An 18149-nucleotide genomic window follows, 5' to 3' on the forward strand; every position below is an offset into this window, starting at 1 on the left:
AAACCCGCAAGAGGATAAAGTATTGCTGGCCAAAAGTCAAATGAGTACAGGAACAAAGCTTCCTGCACTCATTGTGGGGCAAGGTAGTTGCAGCAGGAAACGGCTTGGAGTACAGTGGTCCTCTGCTCGGCGGCGCTTTCCCTGGCAGACTGATCCGCCTGCCTGTTTTCCCCAACAGGGACGGGCCAGCGGTTTTCTGGAACGCCTGTTTCTGGAACCACTCATGCAGCCGGTGCCATGGCGCGCAGTCTACGCACTCTCTCCTCAATGGGCGGATGAGTGCTGAAAAGTTTGGCAATGCCGCCGCCGGCGAGTGGACTCACGGTAAACATGTGAGCTGTAGCCGGAGTTGCCTGCTGCATGGGCAGCTGCTTGGCGCCATAGGCCAACTTTTCCAGAGCGCTGGCAAGACTCTCAGGGTCCCCGGTAAAACGGGCGGCTGTAGAATCTGCCAGATATTCTCTGGAGCGGGAGATGGCCATCTGAATCAACATGGCGGCCAGGGGGGCCACGATGGACATGATGATGAGCACCAGTATGTTGCCGCCGCCATCCTCATCATCACTGCCGCCCAGCCCGAAAAAGGCGGCGAAGCGGGCCATGCTGGCCAGCATCATCACCACTCCCGCCAGGGTGGCGGCAATAGAGCCGATGAGGATGTCCCGGTTTTTTACGTGCCCCATTTCATGAGCGAGCACACCCCGGAGTTCCTTGGGATCCAGCATCTTGACAATGCCCTGGGTAACCGCCACCACCGCATGTTCAGGGTTGCGGCCGGTGGCAAAGGCATTGGGTGTTTCTGTAGGGATGAGGTAAATTTTCGGCTTGGGTACTCCAGCGCGCGCAGCCAGGTCAGCCACCATTCGGTGAATTTCAGGAGCCTCGGCCTCGCTCAATTCCTGGGCGCGATACATGGCGAGCACAATCTTGTCTGAAAACCAGTAACTGCTGAAATTCATGATCATGGCAAAGACAAAGGCGATGATCATACCCTGATTGCCGCCGAACACTCTGCCAATCAGCACGATGAGAACGGTGAGGGCTGCCAGCAAAACTGTGGTTTTCAGCTGGTTGGCCATCATGGTCGTCTACCTCCAGTTATATTATCCAATTCTTGGAGCCTGCTGTCGTCCTTTCAAGAACCAGAAGCAGACCGCTCAGCTGTCATCTCTCACCTTGATCTGTTTTGCTTCGCCAGCTGGCTTTCTGGGGACCGTCACCTCCAGCAAACCATCCTTGAATCTGGCGCTTATTTCTTCGCTGCAGACCTGGGCCGGGAGCGGAAATGTTCGTTCAAAAGGGCCGTAGCTGCGTTCTCCGGCCAGACGCTCTCCCTGCCCATCCTCACAGCTGACTTTTCGCTCTCCCCTCAAGGTGAGCGCCTCGTTTTCCAGGGTAACACTGAAGTCGTCAATGGTGAGACCGGGCAGTTCCACCTGGAACACCAGCTTGTCTGGATAGGCCAGAATATCTGTTTGAGGAAGCCAACCGCCGGGGTCCGCTTCAATATTGCTGCCGGCCTCGTCTTCCTGACGATTGTGTAACACCCGGTTCATTTTCTCCTGCATGGAGAAGAAGTCTTTGAGAACTGTTGCCTCTTTCACGTGTGCCTCACTCATTTTTATTGGTCAGACCATGGAAATATCAGAAACAACAAAAAATTAATTCGGCGCGCTGCAGTTGTCAAGGTGGCTGGCAGTTTATCTCTGCCTGTTCCTCACCGGGAAATTGCTGTTGCAGCTTTGCCGGCCACGGCCAGTCGGTGGTGCTGCTGTGCAGGGCAGATCTGTACCCTCAGCAGGTCCGCAGCAGGGCGGCGCTGACTCTACCATACTGCCGCGGCGATTTCCTGCAACGGCCGGGCAGCAGCAAAGGGGAAATTCCTTGGAAATCCCTGGTTGACTCTGTTTCCTCTAATCTGCTACTTTTTGCCCGAACTTCTTTTGGACGGCCATGGCCGCCGGCCATAGAATTCTACTGCCTGTGAAGGACACCTGGATGGCTGCAAGACTCGAAATAGCGCTGCGACCCGAACTCTTCGACGCCGAGGGTGAGGCTATAAAACGCAAGGCGCGGGACTACTTCAACCTGCACCTGGACCGGGTGAGAACTATTCAAATTCTCACCATAGATGCAGAGCTGTCCCGGGATCAATTGGAGGCCGCCCGACAACAGGTATTTACCAATCCTGTGACGCAGATATCCTCTTTTCAGCCGCTGGCTGCTCATTTTGACTGGGCCGTCTGGGTGGGCTACCGGCCAGGTGTTCGCGACACAGCCGGCAGTACAGCAGTGGAGGCCATGGAAGACCTCCTCAAGATCCGCTTCCGAAGCTGGGAGGCAGTCTATACTTCCAAGCTCTATCTCATAGAATGCCAGAGGCTGGCGGGCACGGCTCGAGGGAAAAAGGCAGCGGCAAGGATTGCCCGGGAGCTGCTCGCCAATGAGCTGATTCAGCAGTGGCGCCTCTATTCGATTGCAGAATGGCATCCAGAGCAGGGCATCGGCATTATCATCCCAAAAGTACGCTCGACTCACGAACCCGCAGTGAGCACCTTCAGCATCCGCAGCGATGAAGAACTGGAGCGTTTGAGCCGAGAGCGCAACCTGGCCCTGCAGCCGATGGATATTCCCGTCATTCGCGCCTATTTTCTCAGCTCGGAAGTACTGGCGGCCAGGAAAAGTGTGGGGCTGGGCGATCCCACTGACGTGGAACTGGAATACATCTCCCAGGCTCGCAGTGATCACTGCAACCACAACACCTTCCGGGGAAAGTTCCTCTACCGGGACCTCAGCACCGGCGCTGTGCAGATCGTGGACAACCTGTTTAAGACCTGCATAGAAGCGCCAACTCTTGCCTTGCAAGAGGAAAGAGACTGGGTGGTCTCGGTGTTGTGGGACAATGCCGGAGTGGCCCGCTTTGATGAGGAGACCTATTACGTCATCACTGGCGAGACCCACAACAGCCCTTCCAACATGGAGGCTTACGGAGGCGCTCTCACCGGCATCGTTGGCGTCTACCGGGATCCTCTGGGCACTGGCAAAGGATCGCGACTCATAGCAGGCACCTACGGATACTGCGTGGGCCATCGCAGCTACCGCGGTCCGCTGAAGCCACACCTCCATCCCCGCCGGCTTCTGGATGGAGTTATAGAGGGTGTCCGCGATGGCGGCAACAAGAGCGGCATCCCAACTCCTTTTGGCCAGGTCTTTTTTGATGACGGCTACATGGGCAAGTGTCTGGTGTTCGTAACAGCCCTGGGTTTGATGCCGGCTCGAGTAGCCGGCACAGAGGCTCACCAGAAGACCACCAGCAAAGGCGACCTGATCATCATGTGCGGCGGCCGGGTTGGCAAGGACGGCATTCACGGTGTTACCGCCTCCAGTGAGATTTACAGTGAACACACTCCTGCGGGCCACGTACAGATCGGCGACCCCTATACCCAGAAGAAAATGCATGATTTTCTTCTCGAGGCCCGTGATGAGGGACTGATCAGCTTCATCACGGACAACGGCGGCGGCGGGCTCTCTTCTTCCATTGGCGAGTCTGCCCGCTTTTCCCGCGGAGCTCGGGTGGAGCTGGACAAGGTGCCCCTTAAGTACGAGGGCCTGGACCTGTGGGAAATATGGGTCTCTGAAAGTCAGGAGCGCATGACTGTGGCTGTCAAACCAGAGCATCTCTCCAGATTCATGCAGCTTTCCAGGAAGCATGCGGTGGAGAGCACGGTTATCGGCCAGTATACAGACAATGGCATCCTGCACCTTACCTACCAGGGCCAGACCTGCGGTTATGTGCACCTTGATTTTCTGGAAGCCGCCTTCCCTCAATGGCAGTTCGAGGCAGAGTGGCTGCCGCCGGCATACAGGGGCCTGCGAGAGCCGGTCCTTGCTGAGCCTGGAGATCATGGCAGGCTGCTAAAGGCCATGCTGGCTCGGCCGAATATCTGTTCGAAAGAATGGATTGCCCGGCAGTATGATCACGAGGTCCAGGGAACAAGCGTGATCAAGCCCCTGGTAGGAGTGGAGCGCGACATTCCCAGCGACAGCGTGGTCATTCGACCACGGCTCGAATCCTGGCGGGGCCTCATTGTGACCCAGGCCCTCAATCCCAACTATTCACGCATAGACGCCTATCACATGACAGCGTGCACCATTGATGAAACTGTGCGGCGCCTGTTGGCCGTAGGAGGCACCCTGGATCACCTGGCAGGGGTGGACAACTTCTGCTGGCCCAGTATCCAGTATCATCCTGAGCAGAATCCGGACGGCAAACACAAGGCTGCCCAGCTGGTGCGGGCCAACTGGGCCTTGAGAGACTACTGCCTGGAATTTGGCATGCCGCTGCTGTCCGGCAAGGACAGCATGTATGTGGACGGCAATCTGCAGGGGGAATTTGGCGAACGCCACAAGGTATCAGCTCTGGAGACGCTGCAGTTTACCGGCACCAGCATTGTGGCTGATGTGCGCCGTTGTGTGACCATGGACCTCAAGGCAGCTGGAGATCTGCTCTATGTTCTGGGTTTGACGCGCAACGAACTGGGGGGCTCAGAGTATTATCAACTGTTGGGCTATACCGGCCTCAACGTGCCCAAAGTGGATGGCAAGGAAGTCTTGCCTCTCTACCGGGCTCTGGAGGAGGCAATCCAGGCTCAATTGCTGGCTTCGGTTCATGGCATCTATCGAGGCGGACTCGGCGTGCACCTGGCGCTGGTGGCAGTGGGGGGAAATCTGGGCCTCGACGTGGATCTGGCCCGGGTGCCTCTGGCAGGGGTCAGCCGCAGTGACACCGTGCTCTATTCGGAGTCGGCCGGTCGTTTTGTGGTCTCTGTGGCGCCGGCAGACCGGGCTGAATTCGAGGCGCGCTTCCAGGGGCTTCCCTTTGCCTGTGTGGGTCAGGTGCAGCAGAGAAAAAGTCTCAAGATACGCGGTCTGCAGGGGGAACTCCTTTGCCACCTCCCCCTGAGGGACCTGCGCAGAGCCTGGAAGAAGCCTTTTGGTCATCTGGTCTGACAGGCAGCTGGTTGTGGAGGTTTGCCAGCTCGGCACGGCAGTTGCTCAACTGCCCAGGCAGGGACAGAGGTCTATCTCATGCCAATTGTAAATGGTGAAACGACTACTCCCTCGCGGCGGACAGGCGGTTCGCCGCGGGCACTGGTGCTCACCGGCTATGGTCTGAACTGCGATTGGGAGACCGCTTATGCCCTGCAGCTCGCCGGGGCGGAGGCCCATCGGGTGCACATCAACAGCCTGATTCTCGGCGACCAGATAGGTGAGAAAGCTTCTTTGCAGGACTACCACATTCTCGCCTTTACCGGGGGGTTTTCCTGGGGGGATGATCACGGTGCCGGCGTGATTCTGGCCACCAGGCTGCTCTACAATATGGGTCAGGAGATCTTGCAGTTCATTGAGGCCGGCAAACTGATAATTGGCATCTGCAACGGCTTTCAGGCCCTGGTAAATCTGGGCTTGCTGCCAGGCTTTGCCGGCGACTACCGGACCAGGAGAGTCGCCCTCATAGGCAACGATTGCGGCAATTTCAGAGATCAATGGGTGAATCTTGCGGTAAACAAAGAGTCTCCCTGTGTGTTTACCCGCGGCCTCGACAGGCTGGAGCTCCCTGTTCGCCATGGGGAAGGCAAGTTTTTTGCGGCAGAGCAGGTGATTCAGCAATTGATCGACCACAACCAGGTGGTGCTCAGATATGCCCAGGCAGACGGCTCCCCGGCTGCCGGCCGCTACCCGGCAAACCCCAACGGCTCTCTTGAAGATATTGCCGGCATCTGTGATCCAACGGGCAGGGTGTTTGGCCTGATGCCTCATCCAGAGGCCTTCAACAATTGGACGAACCATCCTGACTGGAGCCGACAGAAAGAGCACTATCGCCGACGCCGGCTGCCTTACCCCGAGGTGGGTTTGGGTGTGGAGATTTTCCGCAATGCTGTTGCCTATTTCACAGAGGCTGCCTGACAGGCTCTGTTGCTATTGTTGCAGGCTGCCGCCACTTTGCTGAACAGGGGAAAGGAAATAATGGAGCGCAGGACGAGAGCTGAAATCAACCTGGACAATCTCGCCTACAACATTGCGGCAATCAGACGGAAAGTCCAGCCGGCAGCAGTGATTCCGGTGTTGAAGGCCGACGCTTACGGCCACGGCATGATCCCGGTGGCCAGGCGGCTGGTGCAGGAGGGCTTCAACATGTTTGCGGTGGCCCAGTTTCAGGAGGCACTGGAGCTGCGCCAGAGCGGCTTTCAGCAGCCGGTGCTGATCTTTGGCCGCCTGTTTCCCCCGGAGATTGGCGAGGCAGTGAAGGCTGGCCTGCGTATTTCAGTATTCGGCCTCGAAGATATTCAATGGATCGAAAAGGCGGGCCTGGAGCAGCCCGCCCATGTTCATGTGAAAGTTGAGACAGGAATGGGAAGGGTCGGGCTGTTGCTGGAGCAGCAGCCTGACATTTTCGACCGTCTCCTTGGCTCGCCAAAGTGCATCTGGGAGGGACTCTACAGTCATTTCTCTACCGCGGACGAGGCGGACAAATCCTACGCCAAGCTCCAACTCCAGCGTTTTCAGTCGATTGTTTCCCGATTGCGAGAACTGGCAGCCAGGCCGCTCATGGTACACATGGCCAACAGTGGCGCCATTCTTGATTTGCCGGAGAGTTACTTTGACGCTGTGCGGCCGGGCATTCTCATGTACGGCTACTATCCCTCGGCCGAAACTTCACAATCGATCGTACCCCGACAGGTAATGACTCTGAAAACATATGTTGCCCATCTGCGCCAGATGCCCTCTGATCATCCCATCAGCTATGGCAGACGCTGGATTACCAAGAAAGCGACAAAAATAGCAGTTCTGCCAATTGGCTATGCTGACGGCCTTGATCGGCGCCTTACCAACACCGGCGAAGTGCTCATCCAGGGAAAACGCTATCCCATAGTGGGGACAGTCACCATGGACCAGATCATGGTGGACGTGGGAGACGATCCAATAAGGCCCGGAGATGAGGTGGTGATCTGGGGGGAGTCGGCCCAGGGAACAATCCAGGTGCTCGACGTAGCCCGCAAGATCGGCACCATCGCTTACGAGCTGACCTGCGCCGTGTCCAGGCGCGTCCCTCGCGTCTATGTGACCAATTCCTGAGGCTTCCCTTGCAGCGAGATCACCGCAGGGGCTCTCTGAGAATGATATCTGTTCCTGCTATTGCCAGCAGCAGGCCGCGGGCATTGCCGGGTGAGGCAATCCTCAACCACTGTTCGTTGCTCAACCCCTTCCCCACGGTGGTGAGCAGCAGGCCGTCTTCCAGATGGGCGCTCTCCCGGAGCACCATGAATTGCCGGTGGTTGGTGAAGGCAAAAAGGCACCAGCCATTGGTGAGCAGGTAATTATATTTGCCTGGATATTCATGGATCATAGCGCCGGTTGCCTCGTACAGCCGTTCAAACAGGGGTGAGATGCCAGCAGCGGTTGAAGCCGCTGCCAGCAAATGGTCCCGCAGGTACTCGAATGCCCTGGCAGAGTCGCTGACCGCCTCCTCTATGATGCTGCCGGAGCTCCGGTAAGATTCTATGCTGACAGCCCTGCCGTTGTGGGCGAATATCCAGTCGCAGTGGGCGAAGTTGAGGACAAAGGGATGGGCATGGCATTCGTCTATGGGACCGCTGCTGCGCATGCGCAGGTGGCAGATGATGATCCTGCTGGATACCACCCGGGCAATTCTCTGGAAGCTGTCGTGCAACTGGCCGGGCAGATAGGCTCTGTCGGCAGATTTTTCCACAAAAGCGCGGTGATTCTTGTAATAGCCGATGCCCCAGCCGTCCACATTGTTGCTTGCCCGCACCGCGAAGAGGGGCAATGATTTGGGTGCCGAAAAATTCTTGCCAGCAGATAGGGTAAAAAGATCACACATGGGCAAAAAGCGTTCCTGACGGATTGTCAGCCTCGGCCACAAGCGGAGGCAAGGCGACCCAGAATGGGGCAATTATTGGCCTGCGCCCACTCCTTACCTGGAGCAGCTTCACTCTGGCCCATAGTCTTGCGGGATGCCGCCTGCTCACCGCCGCTACCAGGATAGACAGCCCCCACCTTTGTTAGAGATCTCCCATATAGAGCACCTCGGGACCGGCTATTACCAGAAGTCGACCGATGGAGCTCTCCGGGGCTCGGATAGGCAGCCACTCTTTTTCGCTCAAGCCCTTGTCGAGCGAAGTGAGCAGCAGAACCTCACCCGGGGTTTCGGATTCCTTGAGCAACAGGAGCTGCCCGTGATTGCAATAGGCGAACAGCACCGATTCATTGGCAAGGAAAAAGTTATAATAACCAGGATAAGCAGCCACCAGCTTGGCAATGCTCCTTTGCACAACATCATAGAGGGACAGATAAGGGTTCATTTCTAGATGGCTCATCATTTTGTCTCGCAGGAATTCGAACACCCTGGCAGGGTACACTTCAGTATCCAGCCGCGGCTCTCTCTCTGTGCAGTATTGCTCTATGTGTTCCACTATACCCACATGGACGAACAGCCAGCTGTGATTGAGAAAGGGGAGGCAGAAGGGATGATTCAGGGCCACATGGCGGCCGCCACCCCTGTGGCAGCGCAAATGGGAGACAATAATGCGGCTGTCGATTATGCGCGCCAATCTCTGAAAGCTTTCGTGCACCTGTTCTCCGTCGAAGGCCTGATCAGCAGATTTTTCCACCAGGGCCCTGTCGTCCCGGTAAAAGCCAATTCCCCAGCCATAAAGATTTTTTCTGCCTTTGGCGGCAAAAATCGGCAGGTACTGGCCGGGAGTGTAGTTGTGGCCTGCTGATATGGCTAGAATGTCACACATTTTTCTCACAAATGAACTGGGCTGCCAGAGCCATGATGCTTGTTCGAGGCCTCTGGTCCGGACGCTTGGCCTCGAGTTGTCAGCTGCAGGCAGGAGGAGGAAAATGATCTGCAGATTCAGCTGCCAGCGATGAGATCTGTCAGGCCGTGCCTCCGGTAGAGCCGGTAGATGGTGCGCAGCCATTTGTTGGCGCCAGCATAGTAAGGAATTTCAGGGGTGAAGCCGCTGCTCAACTCAACAAGGAACTGGGTAAAAATGATCCACTGCATGGCTTCGTCGATGTCAGCGAGCACTGCGGAGTGGTAGCGAAATTCAATTGTTGACCGGTACCAGTAAGAATGGAGGTTCAGACCGTGATAACGAGTCTTGTCGTAGCGGTGGGGCGCCTCCGGTTCATAACGGTTTTCGGGGGAGTACCACAGCTGCTTGATCCGGCAGTTGCCATTCTGGCATGAATTGTCACAGGATGCAAGGAATCTATCAATGTCGATTTCCATAGGGCGGCAGGTGGCAGAGTTCTGGCGCTCTCCAGGAATGAGAGTGTAAAGTTGCTCCTCGAGAGGGTAGACGAGACTCACCAGTTTTCTTATCTGGTCGCAGCCATAGCTGTCTTTGTCGACCCCGTGATGCACATGAAAGCCGCAGCTGTCGTTCACTTTTACCCTGTCAATGGCAGCGAGAAATTGCAGGGAGTGATAAACCTGGATGAGTCCGTCGAGACCTCTCAACACCGGGCTGACAAGTTCAGCGCCTCCTCGACCCACAATGGAAGAGTCCTCTTCGAAATGCCATGACTGTCGATCGCTGCCCAGGCAGATCGTTAGATCCTTGCATAGCTGGTGCAGACGGCGGCCATCTTTGGCGCGAGACCATATGTTGTACGGTTTGATCATGCCGCCGTCAAGAGGAGTGACCACATAATTCAGACCATAGGTTTCAATCTCCACCCCAAAAGGACGCTCGGTGAAAAACTGCAGCATGGGGTACTTTTCTTTGAGGTGCAGGTCGAGCTGTTGAGAACAGGCCATCCGTATGTTCCTTGCTTGAACTGGACGAATTCAGCGCCGGCAGAATTTCAGGCAGCGAACTGCTTCCGAAGTAGGCCGCAATGGAGATCCGCGCGTCTTTCTTGCTGGGCAGCAACCACCATGAGAAGTCGACCTTAATGGCTCTCGATTATTCTTGCATCTACTACCATATAACCCTCCTGGTAGGCCAGGACAGGGTTGAGATCTATTTCGAGTATATGCGGATTTTTTTCAGCAATGGCCGCCACAGTGAGCAGGCAGTCTGCCAGAGCGTTGCTGTCTACAGGCGGCTGGCCACGGTAGCCGAACAGCACTCGAGATCCTTGCAGTTCCTTGATCATATTGAGCGCCTCCTGACGGCTCAGGGGCAGCAGCCTCAAGCTGACGTCCCGAAAGATCTCCACCAGGATGCCTCCGAGGCCGAAGAGTATGACCGGGCCGAACTGGGGGTCGCGCCTCATGCCAATGATGACTTCCACGCCCGCCGGGGCCATTTTGCTCACCATGACCCCCTCCAATCGAGCATGGGGATGGGCGGCGGCAGCGGCAGCCATGATCTCGCTGAAACCCTTTTCCACTGCCTCTGCCGAATTGACATTCAGGTGCACGCCTCCCACGTCGCTCTTGTGAACAATGTCCGCAGAGCAGATCTTGAGTGCCACAGGAAAGCCCTGCTGCCGGGCGCTTTCTACTGCTGCTGCAGGGCTGTCCGCCAGGCGGAAAGGCGTGACGGTCAAGCCGGCCTCGGCAATCCGAGACATGGCCAGGTGGGGCGGCAGCTGGCGGCCGCTTACCGGCGAAGTAAGGGTGGGCGAAGAGGGCGCTGCAAGCTTGTTGGCTGCCAGCACCCTGGCCAGGGCCTTCACTCCCCGCTCCGGAGTTGGAAAAACCGGAATGCCGGCAAGGTGCATCTTTTCACGCTCGGCGCGCTCCACCTCAGCGCCGCCCAGGAAGATGACCAGCTCATTGGCGCCGGCTGAGACCACCTCGCTGGCGCCCACCACCGGGTCTCCGAAGATTACCCCCACCGTATCATAGCTGTGGCGAGTCGCCTGGATCACCTCAGCGAACATGGCGGCAGTAGCGTCGCCAGTGAGATCAATGGGGTTGGTCTTGATGGCATGCGGCGGCACAAGAGGGGTGATTTTTTCAGCCAGTTCCCGGGGCAGCTCTGCAGCGTCCAGGCCTTCCTGCTCTGCCTGGTCCATAGCGAGTATTGCCGCCCCTCCGGAGGTGGTGACGAAAAGAATTCGATTGCCTTTTGGTGGAGTCAAGTAGGCGAAACCCTTGGCAAAATCATAAAATTCCTCGATGGTGTGGGCCCGGCAGACATTGTATCGTTTGAACAGGGCGTCGTAAATGGCGTCGGCTCCGGCAAGAGCCTTGGTGTGAGATTCTGCCGCCACTTTTCCCCTAGGAGTTCTGCCCGACTTGAGTACCACCAGTGGCTTGCGCAACTGTTCCAAGGCGCTGTTGAATTGTGCTGGCCGTTTGACGCCCTCGATATAGGCAGCTATGACCTCGGTGTGTGGATCCTGGTTGAAATAAGAGATCAGGTCGGCCTCGTCTACATCAGCCCGATTGCCCATGCTGACGAAGCAGGAAACGCCGAGCTTTTCCTCCGAGAACCAGTCCATCATGGCTGCGCCAACCGTGCCGCTTTGAGAGATGACGGCAACCTTTCCCCTGTAAGTGAGCAATGGCCATGAGGCGCACAGGGGATGGTGGGGATTGTTCACCCCCTGGCAGTTGGGGCCAATAAGCCTGATGCCGGTCTGCCCACATATGGCGACCAGTTCCTCCTGCAGCCTTTCACCTTCGGCGCCGGCCTCGCTGAAGCCGCCAGTGATGATTATGGCGCCCTTGACCCCTGCCTCGCCGCACTCCTGCAAGGTCTGCGGCACAAATCTGGCAGGGATAATGATCACCGCCAGATCGGGAGGCTCCGGGATCTCCTTGATGCCAGCCCAGCAGGGCAGGTCGAGAATTCTGTCCGCCTTGGGGTTCACGGGATAGATGGCGCCGGTAAAACCGCTGTCCACAATGTTCTTGAGGATCTCGTGTCCAAGTTTATCTGGGCTGGTGGAAGCTCCTATTACCGCCACGCTTTGAGGTCTGAGGGTGGCTTGCAGCCGGCCGAATGCATCAGTGGCCGTCATGGTCAACCTCCTTTTGCTGAGATGCTTAGAGTTGCGGTTCCAGTGTGCCGGCAAAGGCTTGCACCTGCTGGCAGGGCTGCTTCGGCAACTGGCCAGACATCTCCTCGAGCTCTGGGTACTGCCCGGTGATGGAATGCTGGCGCTGTCATACCAGTGAGGGCAACAATAGTTTTCAGCTGGTGATCTTGTTTGCCTTTTCAGCGACCTTGGCGTTGAATTTATCCGTCTGGATGATGAAGCGTTGGTGCACTGCCTCGCCGATCTTTTCGACCTCGTCAAAACCCACAACCTCGAAGGTGAGCTTTCTGCCGTCAATCTCAGTGAGTTTGGCCTCGAAGCGCACCTTCATACCAAGGGGTGTGGCTGCCAGGTGGCTGAACTTCATGCCGATGCCCACCGTTTGCTGTCCTGATTCCAGATGGGCCAGGACCATATCGGCGCACACCTCCTCGATGTGTCCCACCATTGCTCGGGTGGCATAGACATTGGGTACATGCGGGTAGACTCTCTGGGCAGACATCTCTGAGGTAGTCTGACGTTCCAGGGTGTGTGTCATGCCAACTTCCAACGATTGTGCCATGGCTGTCTCCTCTTGCACCATAGTTTCTGCGACAGAAAACCCACAAAACTGTCTGGAACCGGCGTGGTGTCAGTCCACCGATTCTCAGGTGTCCGCTTGATTTGCCTGCTGCTCAGCACTTCGATTCGCATATGCAGCGAGGTATTTTGTTGATAAACCTCGAAGCCTTTGCTCACCTAGCAGCAAGTCCCGAGTAAATAAGTCCATCATTGAACTTATGAATCGAAGGACCCGGACAACCCATAGAACCTGCAGGTATTGGCCGCAGTTGACTCTGCAACTTTCTCTGGCGGCCATTGTAACAGTTTTGCCAGCAGGGACACAACCTTTTCCAGAAACACTGGCTCGTTTCTCGGCTGATCAGGGAAGGGAGACAGGGCTGGTGAATCGGTTTCCACCAGGAGGAGTTCTGGGTCCAGGGTGGCCACGGCTCGCTGCAGCTCCAAATTGCTGAAGAGAAGAGCGGAAAATGACAGGTAGAAGCCGCGGCTGGCAGCTTTGCGCGCCACAGCGCTGCTGCCATTGAAAGAATGAAACAGAACCCGGGTGCGGGCGCAGCTGAGCATCTCCAGGGTCTGCTCTTCAGCCAGACGGGCGTGTACTACCAGGGGAAGATTCCATTGTTCAGCGTGCTCCAGGGCCTGCTCCAGCAGGAGAAACTGCCGCTGTCGGCGGCGCTGATCCCTTACATGGTGGAAATCCGGGCCCGCCTCTCCCACTGCCACCAGTTCATGTCTGACTGAGGCAATGGCCTGCCAGAGCTTCTGCATCCGGCGGTCATCCAGGTATGCTGCCACTCTGGGATGGTAGCCTGCACTGAGGTGGACAAAACCAGGGTAGTCTCTCTTTATCTCCAGACTCTTGTGCAGACTCTGCTCGTCCACTGCAGAGATGACCAGGCCGGCAAGGCGGTGGCAGGCCCGCTGCATGACCTCATGCCGATCATGACAGTACTTTTCTGAATAGATGTGGCAGTGGGCATCGATCATGGCGGTGCTGGTCGAACCGAGCTGTTGCTGAAGCGGCTGTTTCAATAACATGGCGTCGTGTCAGAGGCTTGCCCTATCAGCCATCCTCTCTGGCAGCTAGCGAACCAGTGCGGCAGACTCGGACACCACTCCGAACAGGCTCTCTTGCAAATGAGGATGGTCGAGAAGCTGATCACCAGTGCCCGAAAGGGTGATTCTGCCTTCTTCCAGGAGATAGGCCCGGGTGGCAACCTTGAGAATTCTTCGCACGTGCTGCCCGGCGAGGAACAGAGTAATGCCGTGCCGGCGGATCACTTTCAGGGTGTGGCACAGTCTGTTCACATCCCTGGGCGCCAGTCCGAGAAAAGGATCGTCGAGCATGAGCAGTCGCGCCCCGCTCATGAGGCCGCGCGCTAGAGTGAGCATGCGCTTCTGGCCGCCGCTGAGGACTCCAGCCAGTTGTTTGCGCTTCTCGGCGAGCACCGGGAAGAGTTCCAGGACAAAGGCAAGCCGGCGTTCTTTCTCCTGACGGCAGGTGTAGGCGCCTACTTCGAGATTCTCGCCCACAGTCATAAATGGGAAGACGCTCATGCCTTCAGGCACATAGACGATGCCTTTCCTGACTACTTCATGCACTGCCAGGCTCTGGATCGGCTCCTGTTCGAAGGTGATTTCGCCCTGCACTGGTCTGATGAGACCGGCCACCGCTTTCATAAAAGTGGTCTTGCCTGAACCATTGGGACCCACTATGGAAGTGATCTGCTCCCGGCATACGGAGAGGCTGACCCGAACCAGGGCCTGGTTTTCCCCGTAATAAACCGTAAGGTTGCGCACCGCGAGAAGCGGTTTGGCGGTTGTCACTGACATATCCTTTCGCACTTATTACTCCATCACGAATCATCCTCGTGGCGCAGCCCGAGGTATGCCCGGATCACCTCACGATTGCGCATCACTCGAGCTGGCGGCCCCACTGCCACCACCTCACCATGGTCCAGGGCAAGCAGCCTGTCCGAGACTCGCAGGCTGAGGTTCATAAAGTGGTCTATAATGATGAGGCTCACGCCCCGCTGCCGCACGCGCAGCACCAGCTCCACTGCCATTTTGACTGCCACGGGGCTGAAGCCGGCGGCAACTTCGTCCAGCAGCAGCAGCTTCGGCCTGGTGGCAAGGGCCCGGGCCAGGTCCAACCGCCGCTGTTCGCTCAAAGTAAGCTCTGCCGCTGGCAGCTCGGCCTTGTGGGCGATGCCCACCAGGGCAAGAAGATCGCGGGCTGCCTCCAGGTCCTCCTCTCTGGTGCGCAAGTGGAAGCCCTTGCCAAAGACGCGGCCGCACACCACATTGTCCAGCACTGTCATCCTAGCAAAAGGCCGCGAAGACTGAAAGGTCCTGCTTATGCCCAGCCGACAGATTTCATAAGGTTGGCAGCGGCTGATGTCGGTACTTTTGAAAATAATCTGGCCGCTGTCGGCTCGATAGCGGCCGCTGATGATATTGAAAAGAGTTGTCTTGCCAGCGCCGTTTGGCCCCACCAGGCCGATAATTTCTCCTTCCTCCATGGTGAAGTCGAGTTCCTTGAGAACCTGGAGATCTCCGAACCACTTGCTTACCTTGTGGAGCCGCAGCAGAGTCACGTCGTCCTTCGCAGTTTACTCCATAAGCCTTCTGGCATGAATAGGATGGTTATGATGAGGACCAGGCCATAGACAAACTCGTGTCCAGCAGGCAGCAGTGGATGAAAAACAAATTGATCCAGGGGGTAGATAAGCAGAGCTGCCAGTGCCGGGCCCAGGGCAGTAAAGCGGCCGCCGCAGAGGGCAAAGATCATGGGCACCGTGGAAAAACGTAGACTGTATACCAGATCCGGCTCGATATAGCGGATGAGATGAGCATAGCAGCCGCCGCCTATGCCTGTGATTGCCGCACTGCCGAGCAAGGCCAGCAGCCGAAATCTGTTCACCGAGATTCCCACAGCTGCGGCGGCGATCTCCTCTTCGCGGATAGCCTCCAGAGCCAGGCCGAAGTTGCTGCGAAACAGGCAGAGCACCACAGAGCCTATAAAAAAACCATAGAGCAGCACAAGGTAGTAGGAGCCCGCAGCGCTGCCGTATTGCAGCTGCCAGAATGGCAATTGTAGAGAAGGGAATTTCGGCAGACCAACCAGACCGAGAGAACCCCGCGTCAGGCTGTCCCAGTTGTCGGTGATTACTTTAGGAATCTCCACAAAGGCGAGAGTTGCCAGAGCAAAGTAAGCGCCTCGCAGTCTGGTACAGACCAGCCCCATGAGCAGACCGACGGCCGCGGCTGTTATGCCGGCAAGGGGAATGCTCAGCCAGACAGTAAAGCCCAGGTTCATGCTCAGCAGGGCGGAAGTATAGCTCCCCACTCCAAAGAAGGCCGCGTGTCCCAGGGATATGGCGCCACAGAGGCCGAGAACATTCCAGGCCATGGCCAGGATGGCCAGCAGCAGGGCGTGGGTCAATACCTGCAGAACGTAATCGTTGACTGGCAAGATCAGGGGCAGGCAGAAAAGCACCGCCGAGCCAACAAAGAGGCCTCCCATGTCGGCCCTGGAAAAAGTTTTTCTGATTGTGGACAGCAAGGCCTGCATTACTCCTTTTCTCCTGCCAGGCCGGCGGGTCGTATCATTAGAAAGATGAGCAGCAGCAGAGCGCTCACCAGCTCGCGCCAGCTGGCGCCCAGGAGGATCACTGCGGCGGACTCGCCCAGACCAAGAAGCCAGCCACCCAGGATGATTCCCCGCAAGCGCCCCACCCCAGAGAAGATGGTAATGGCAATGGCAATAAGAGTGGCCTGTTGGCCGGCAGCCGGATAGAGATAGTGGATGCTGGCATAGAGCGGCCCGGCCAGACCTATGAGCATGCCGCCGACGGCAAAGGCCAGTACGCCCATGGATCGCACGTTGATGCCGGCGAGAGCTGCTGCTTCCTGGTCCTGAATGGTAGCTCTGAGCGCCTTGCCCACATAGGTGTGGCGCATGAGCAGAGAGAGAATCGTGATGACAGTAACGGAAAGCAGCAGTAGCGTAAGCTGGCTGCAGCTCAGACGTATTCCCGCAAGGTGAAGGGTGTGACTCAGGGCGGCAGTGCGGATGAGGCGATAGTCGCCGGAGAACACGAAGAGCATACCATTCTGCAGCAGGATTGCCACTCCTATGCTCAGAACAATGGAATTGAGTTCCACGGGATCTCGCAGCAGGGAAAATAACCTTGCCAGCACCAGACACAGCAGGAGGAGGGCAGCCATGACTACAGGGAAAGTGAACAGCAAAGGGATATTGCCCACCTTCCACAGCCAGTAGGCCAGGTAGCCTGCCAGCACCAGCAATTCACCATGGGCAATGTTGAACACCCTGGTGACGCCGAAGATTAGAGCAAATCCCAGGGCGATCAGGGTATAGAAAGCTCCAAGGCTGATGCCGGAGATGAGGACGGTTGTCCACATGGACGCTACTTTCTCCGGTTCCAGGGGGGCATGGGATATATGGCAGTACCGGTTGCCTTTGCAGGGGGATAAACCACCACCAGCTTGCCGTGCTGAACCTGGACTATCACGTGGCGGTAGAAGCGGGGATCGCCGCGGCTGTCAAAAGCGAGCCTTTCCATGGGCAGCAGTATATCGAGCTTGGCAAGGGCTTGCCTGACATGGGGGCCGCTGGCAGGCAGACCGCGGGCCAGTACCTTGTGCAGAGCAGCAAGCAGGGCCATGGTTGAGGTGTAGCCGTGCATATTAGTGGTATTGGGCTCTCTGCCGAACATGCGGCGGAAACGCTTTCTGAACTCGGCGGAACGGGCTGCCGTTCCCTTCTGGTAGATGCCGGGATTCCAGGCACAGGTAGTGAAGAGAAATTCCGCCTCAGGACCCATCTCTTCTATAAAACTTTCATAGGCAATGCCGAAGGGGCCCACATATGCCTTGGGTGTGAAGCCGTTTTCTTTCAGCTGCCGTACCATCAGCATGTGGTCGTGGCTAAAGCCCCCTGAAAAGATTATCTCCACCTTCATGTTCATCAGCTTGCCTATGAGAGGAGTGAAATCAGGTGTGCCAGGGCGAAATTTTTCCACCATGCTCACCGGCAGATGACGTCTTTTCAGGCACTGCTCGAGATCCATGGCCAGTTCAGTGGACCCAGGTGTGGAGGCATGCAGGATGGCCAGTCGTTGGGGCTTGAGCTCCTTGGCGAAAAAATCGCACAGAGGCGCTACGAAACCGCTCAGGGTGGCCACTCGAAAAAAGTAAGGGTTGCCGCGCTGCACCAGTTCTTTTTGCAGGCTGGCGCTGGCCACGTAAGGCACGCCATACTTGGAGGCCACCTCGCTGATAGGCCCCACCAGGGCGTCCACGTAACCGCCGGTAAGGCCCACAATCTTCTGGTTGGCGCAAAGGTCCTCGGCCATGGAAATTGCCACATCTGGTCTGCTCTGGTCATCCCTGGTGAGCAGGGTGATCAACTGCCCCTTGATCCCCCCGGCTTCATTTACCTCTGCCACCGCCACGGCAATTCCCTGGTGAATTTCTCTGCCCTGCTTGGCGAACCTGCCGGTGAGGGGGTCAATCTCGCCGATCTTCAG

Annotated in this window: 16 protein-coding genes; 3 read left to right on the forward strand and 13 right to left on the reverse strand. The window is 57.1% G+C overall.

The features are described 5' to 3' along the window. Positions 1-221: 221 nt before the first annotated feature. Both htpX and JRI89_06955 read right to left on the reverse strand, forming a co-directional pair. On the reverse strand, positions 222-1079 hold the full coding sequence (gene htpX / locus JRI89_06950) for a zinc metalloprotease HtpX (protein MBW2070978.1): 858 nt from the start codon (positions 1077-1079) through the stop codon (positions 222-224). Positions 1080-1157: 78 nt separating this feature from the next. Then, the gene (locus JRI89_06955) at positions 1158-1604 is read right to left on the reverse strand and encodes an Hsp20/alpha crystallin family protein (protein MBW2070979.1); all 447 of its coding nucleotides are present in this window, start codon (positions 1602-1604) and stop codon (positions 1158-1160) included. A gap of 394 nt (positions 1605-1998) precedes the next feature. On the opposite strand from JRI89_06955, the gene JRI89_06960 reads away from it, so the two are divergent. From JRI89_06960 to alr, 3 genes are all read left to right on the forward strand, one after another. Continuing rightward, complete coding sequence (locus tag JRI89_06960; protein MBW2070980.1) at positions 1999-5010, forward strand: phosphoribosylformylglycinamidine synthase subunit PurS; 3012 nt, start codon at positions 1999-2001, stop codon at positions 5008-5010. A gap of 78 nt (positions 5011-5088) precedes the next feature. Then, entirely contained in the window at positions 5089-5967 is an 879-nt protein-coding gene (locus JRI89_06965; protein ID MBW2070981.1) for a phosphoribosylformylglycinamidine synthase subunit PurQ, read from the forward strand. Positions 5968-6027: 60 nt separating this feature from the next. Then, positions 6028-7137 (forward strand): alanine racemase, encoded by a 1110-nt coding sequence (gene alr / locus JRI89_06970; GenBank protein ID MBW2070982.1) that lies wholly within the window; start codon positions 6028-6030, stop codon positions 7135-7137. A 19-nt stretch (positions 7138-7156) separates the two neighbouring features. Here the strand turns inward: alr and JRI89_06975 are convergent, their stop codons facing one another. The 11 genes from JRI89_06975 to JRI89_07025 all read right to left on the reverse strand — a co-directional run. Beyond that, the gene (locus tag JRI89_06975) at positions 7157-7903 is read right to left on the reverse strand and encodes a class II glutamine amidotransferase (protein MBW2070983.1); all 747 of its coding nucleotides are present in this window, start codon (positions 7901-7903) and stop codon (positions 7157-7159) included. Between the two features lie 181 nt (positions 7904-8084). After that, positions 8085-8825 carry a class II glutamine amidotransferase gene (locus tag JRI89_06980; protein ID MBW2070984.1) on the reverse strand — a complete coding sequence of 247 codons (741 nt, stop codon included), beginning with the start codon at positions 8823-8825 and terminating at the stop codon, positions 8085-8087. Positions 8826-8941: 116 nt separating this feature from the next. Beyond that, positions 8942-9853 (reverse strand): amidoligase family protein, encoded by a 912-nt coding sequence (locus JRI89_06985; GenBank protein MBW2070985.1) that lies wholly within the window; start codon positions 9851-9853, stop codon positions 8942-8944. A gap of 134 nt (positions 9854-9987) precedes the next feature. After that, the gene (locus tag JRI89_06990) at positions 9988-12012 is read right to left on the reverse strand and encodes an acetate--CoA ligase family protein (GenBank protein MBW2070986.1); all 2025 of its coding nucleotides are present in this window, start codon (positions 12010-12012) and stop codon (positions 9988-9990) included. A gap of 172 nt (positions 12013-12184) precedes the next feature. Then, positions 12185-12568 carry a thioesterase family protein gene (locus tag JRI89_06995; GenBank protein ID MBW2070987.1) on the reverse strand — a complete coding sequence of 128 codons (384 nt, stop codon included), beginning with the start codon at positions 12566-12568 and terminating at the stop codon, positions 12185-12187. Positions 12569-12807: 239 nt separating this feature from the next. After that, positions 12808-13632, reverse strand: a complete 825-nt coding sequence (locus JRI89_07000) for a TatD family hydrolase (GenBank protein ID MBW2070988.1) — start codon at positions 13630-13632, stop codon at positions 12808-12810. A 45-nt stretch (positions 13633-13677) separates the two neighbouring features. Then, the gene (locus JRI89_07005) at positions 13678-14439 is read right to left on the reverse strand and encodes an ABC transporter ATP-binding protein (protein ID MBW2070989.1); all 762 of its coding nucleotides are present in this window, start codon (positions 14437-14439) and stop codon (positions 13678-13680) included. Positions 14440-14450: 11 nt separating this feature from the next. Then, the gene (locus tag JRI89_07010; GenBank protein ID MBW2070990.1) at positions 14451-15116 is read right to left on the reverse strand and encodes an ABC transporter ATP-binding protein; all 666 of its coding nucleotides are present in this window, start codon (positions 15114-15116) and stop codon (positions 14451-14453) included. A gap of 71 nt (positions 15117-15187) precedes the next feature. Further along, the gene (locus JRI89_07015; protein MBW2070991.1) at positions 15188-16168 is read right to left on the reverse strand and encodes a branched-chain amino acid ABC transporter permease; all 981 of its coding nucleotides are present in this window, start codon (positions 16166-16168) and stop codon (positions 15188-15190) included. Continuing rightward, positions 16168-17022, reverse strand: coding sequence for a branched-chain amino acid ABC transporter permease (locus JRI89_07020; GenBank protein MBW2070992.1), 855 nt, complete (start codon positions 17020-17022; stop codon positions 16168-16170). Before JRI89_07020 ends, JRI89_07015 begins: the two co-directional genes overlap by 1 nt. Positions 17023-17027: 5 nt before the next feature. Next, a partial coding sequence (locus tag JRI89_07025) for an ABC transporter substrate-binding protein (GenBank protein ID MBW2070993.1) occupies positions 17028-18149 on the reverse strand: 1122 nt, incomplete at its 5' end.

This window comes from Deltaproteobacteria bacterium, from assembly GCA_019309045.1.
GTDB lineage: Bacteria > Desulfobacterota > Syntrophobacteria > BM002 > BM002 > JAFDGZ01.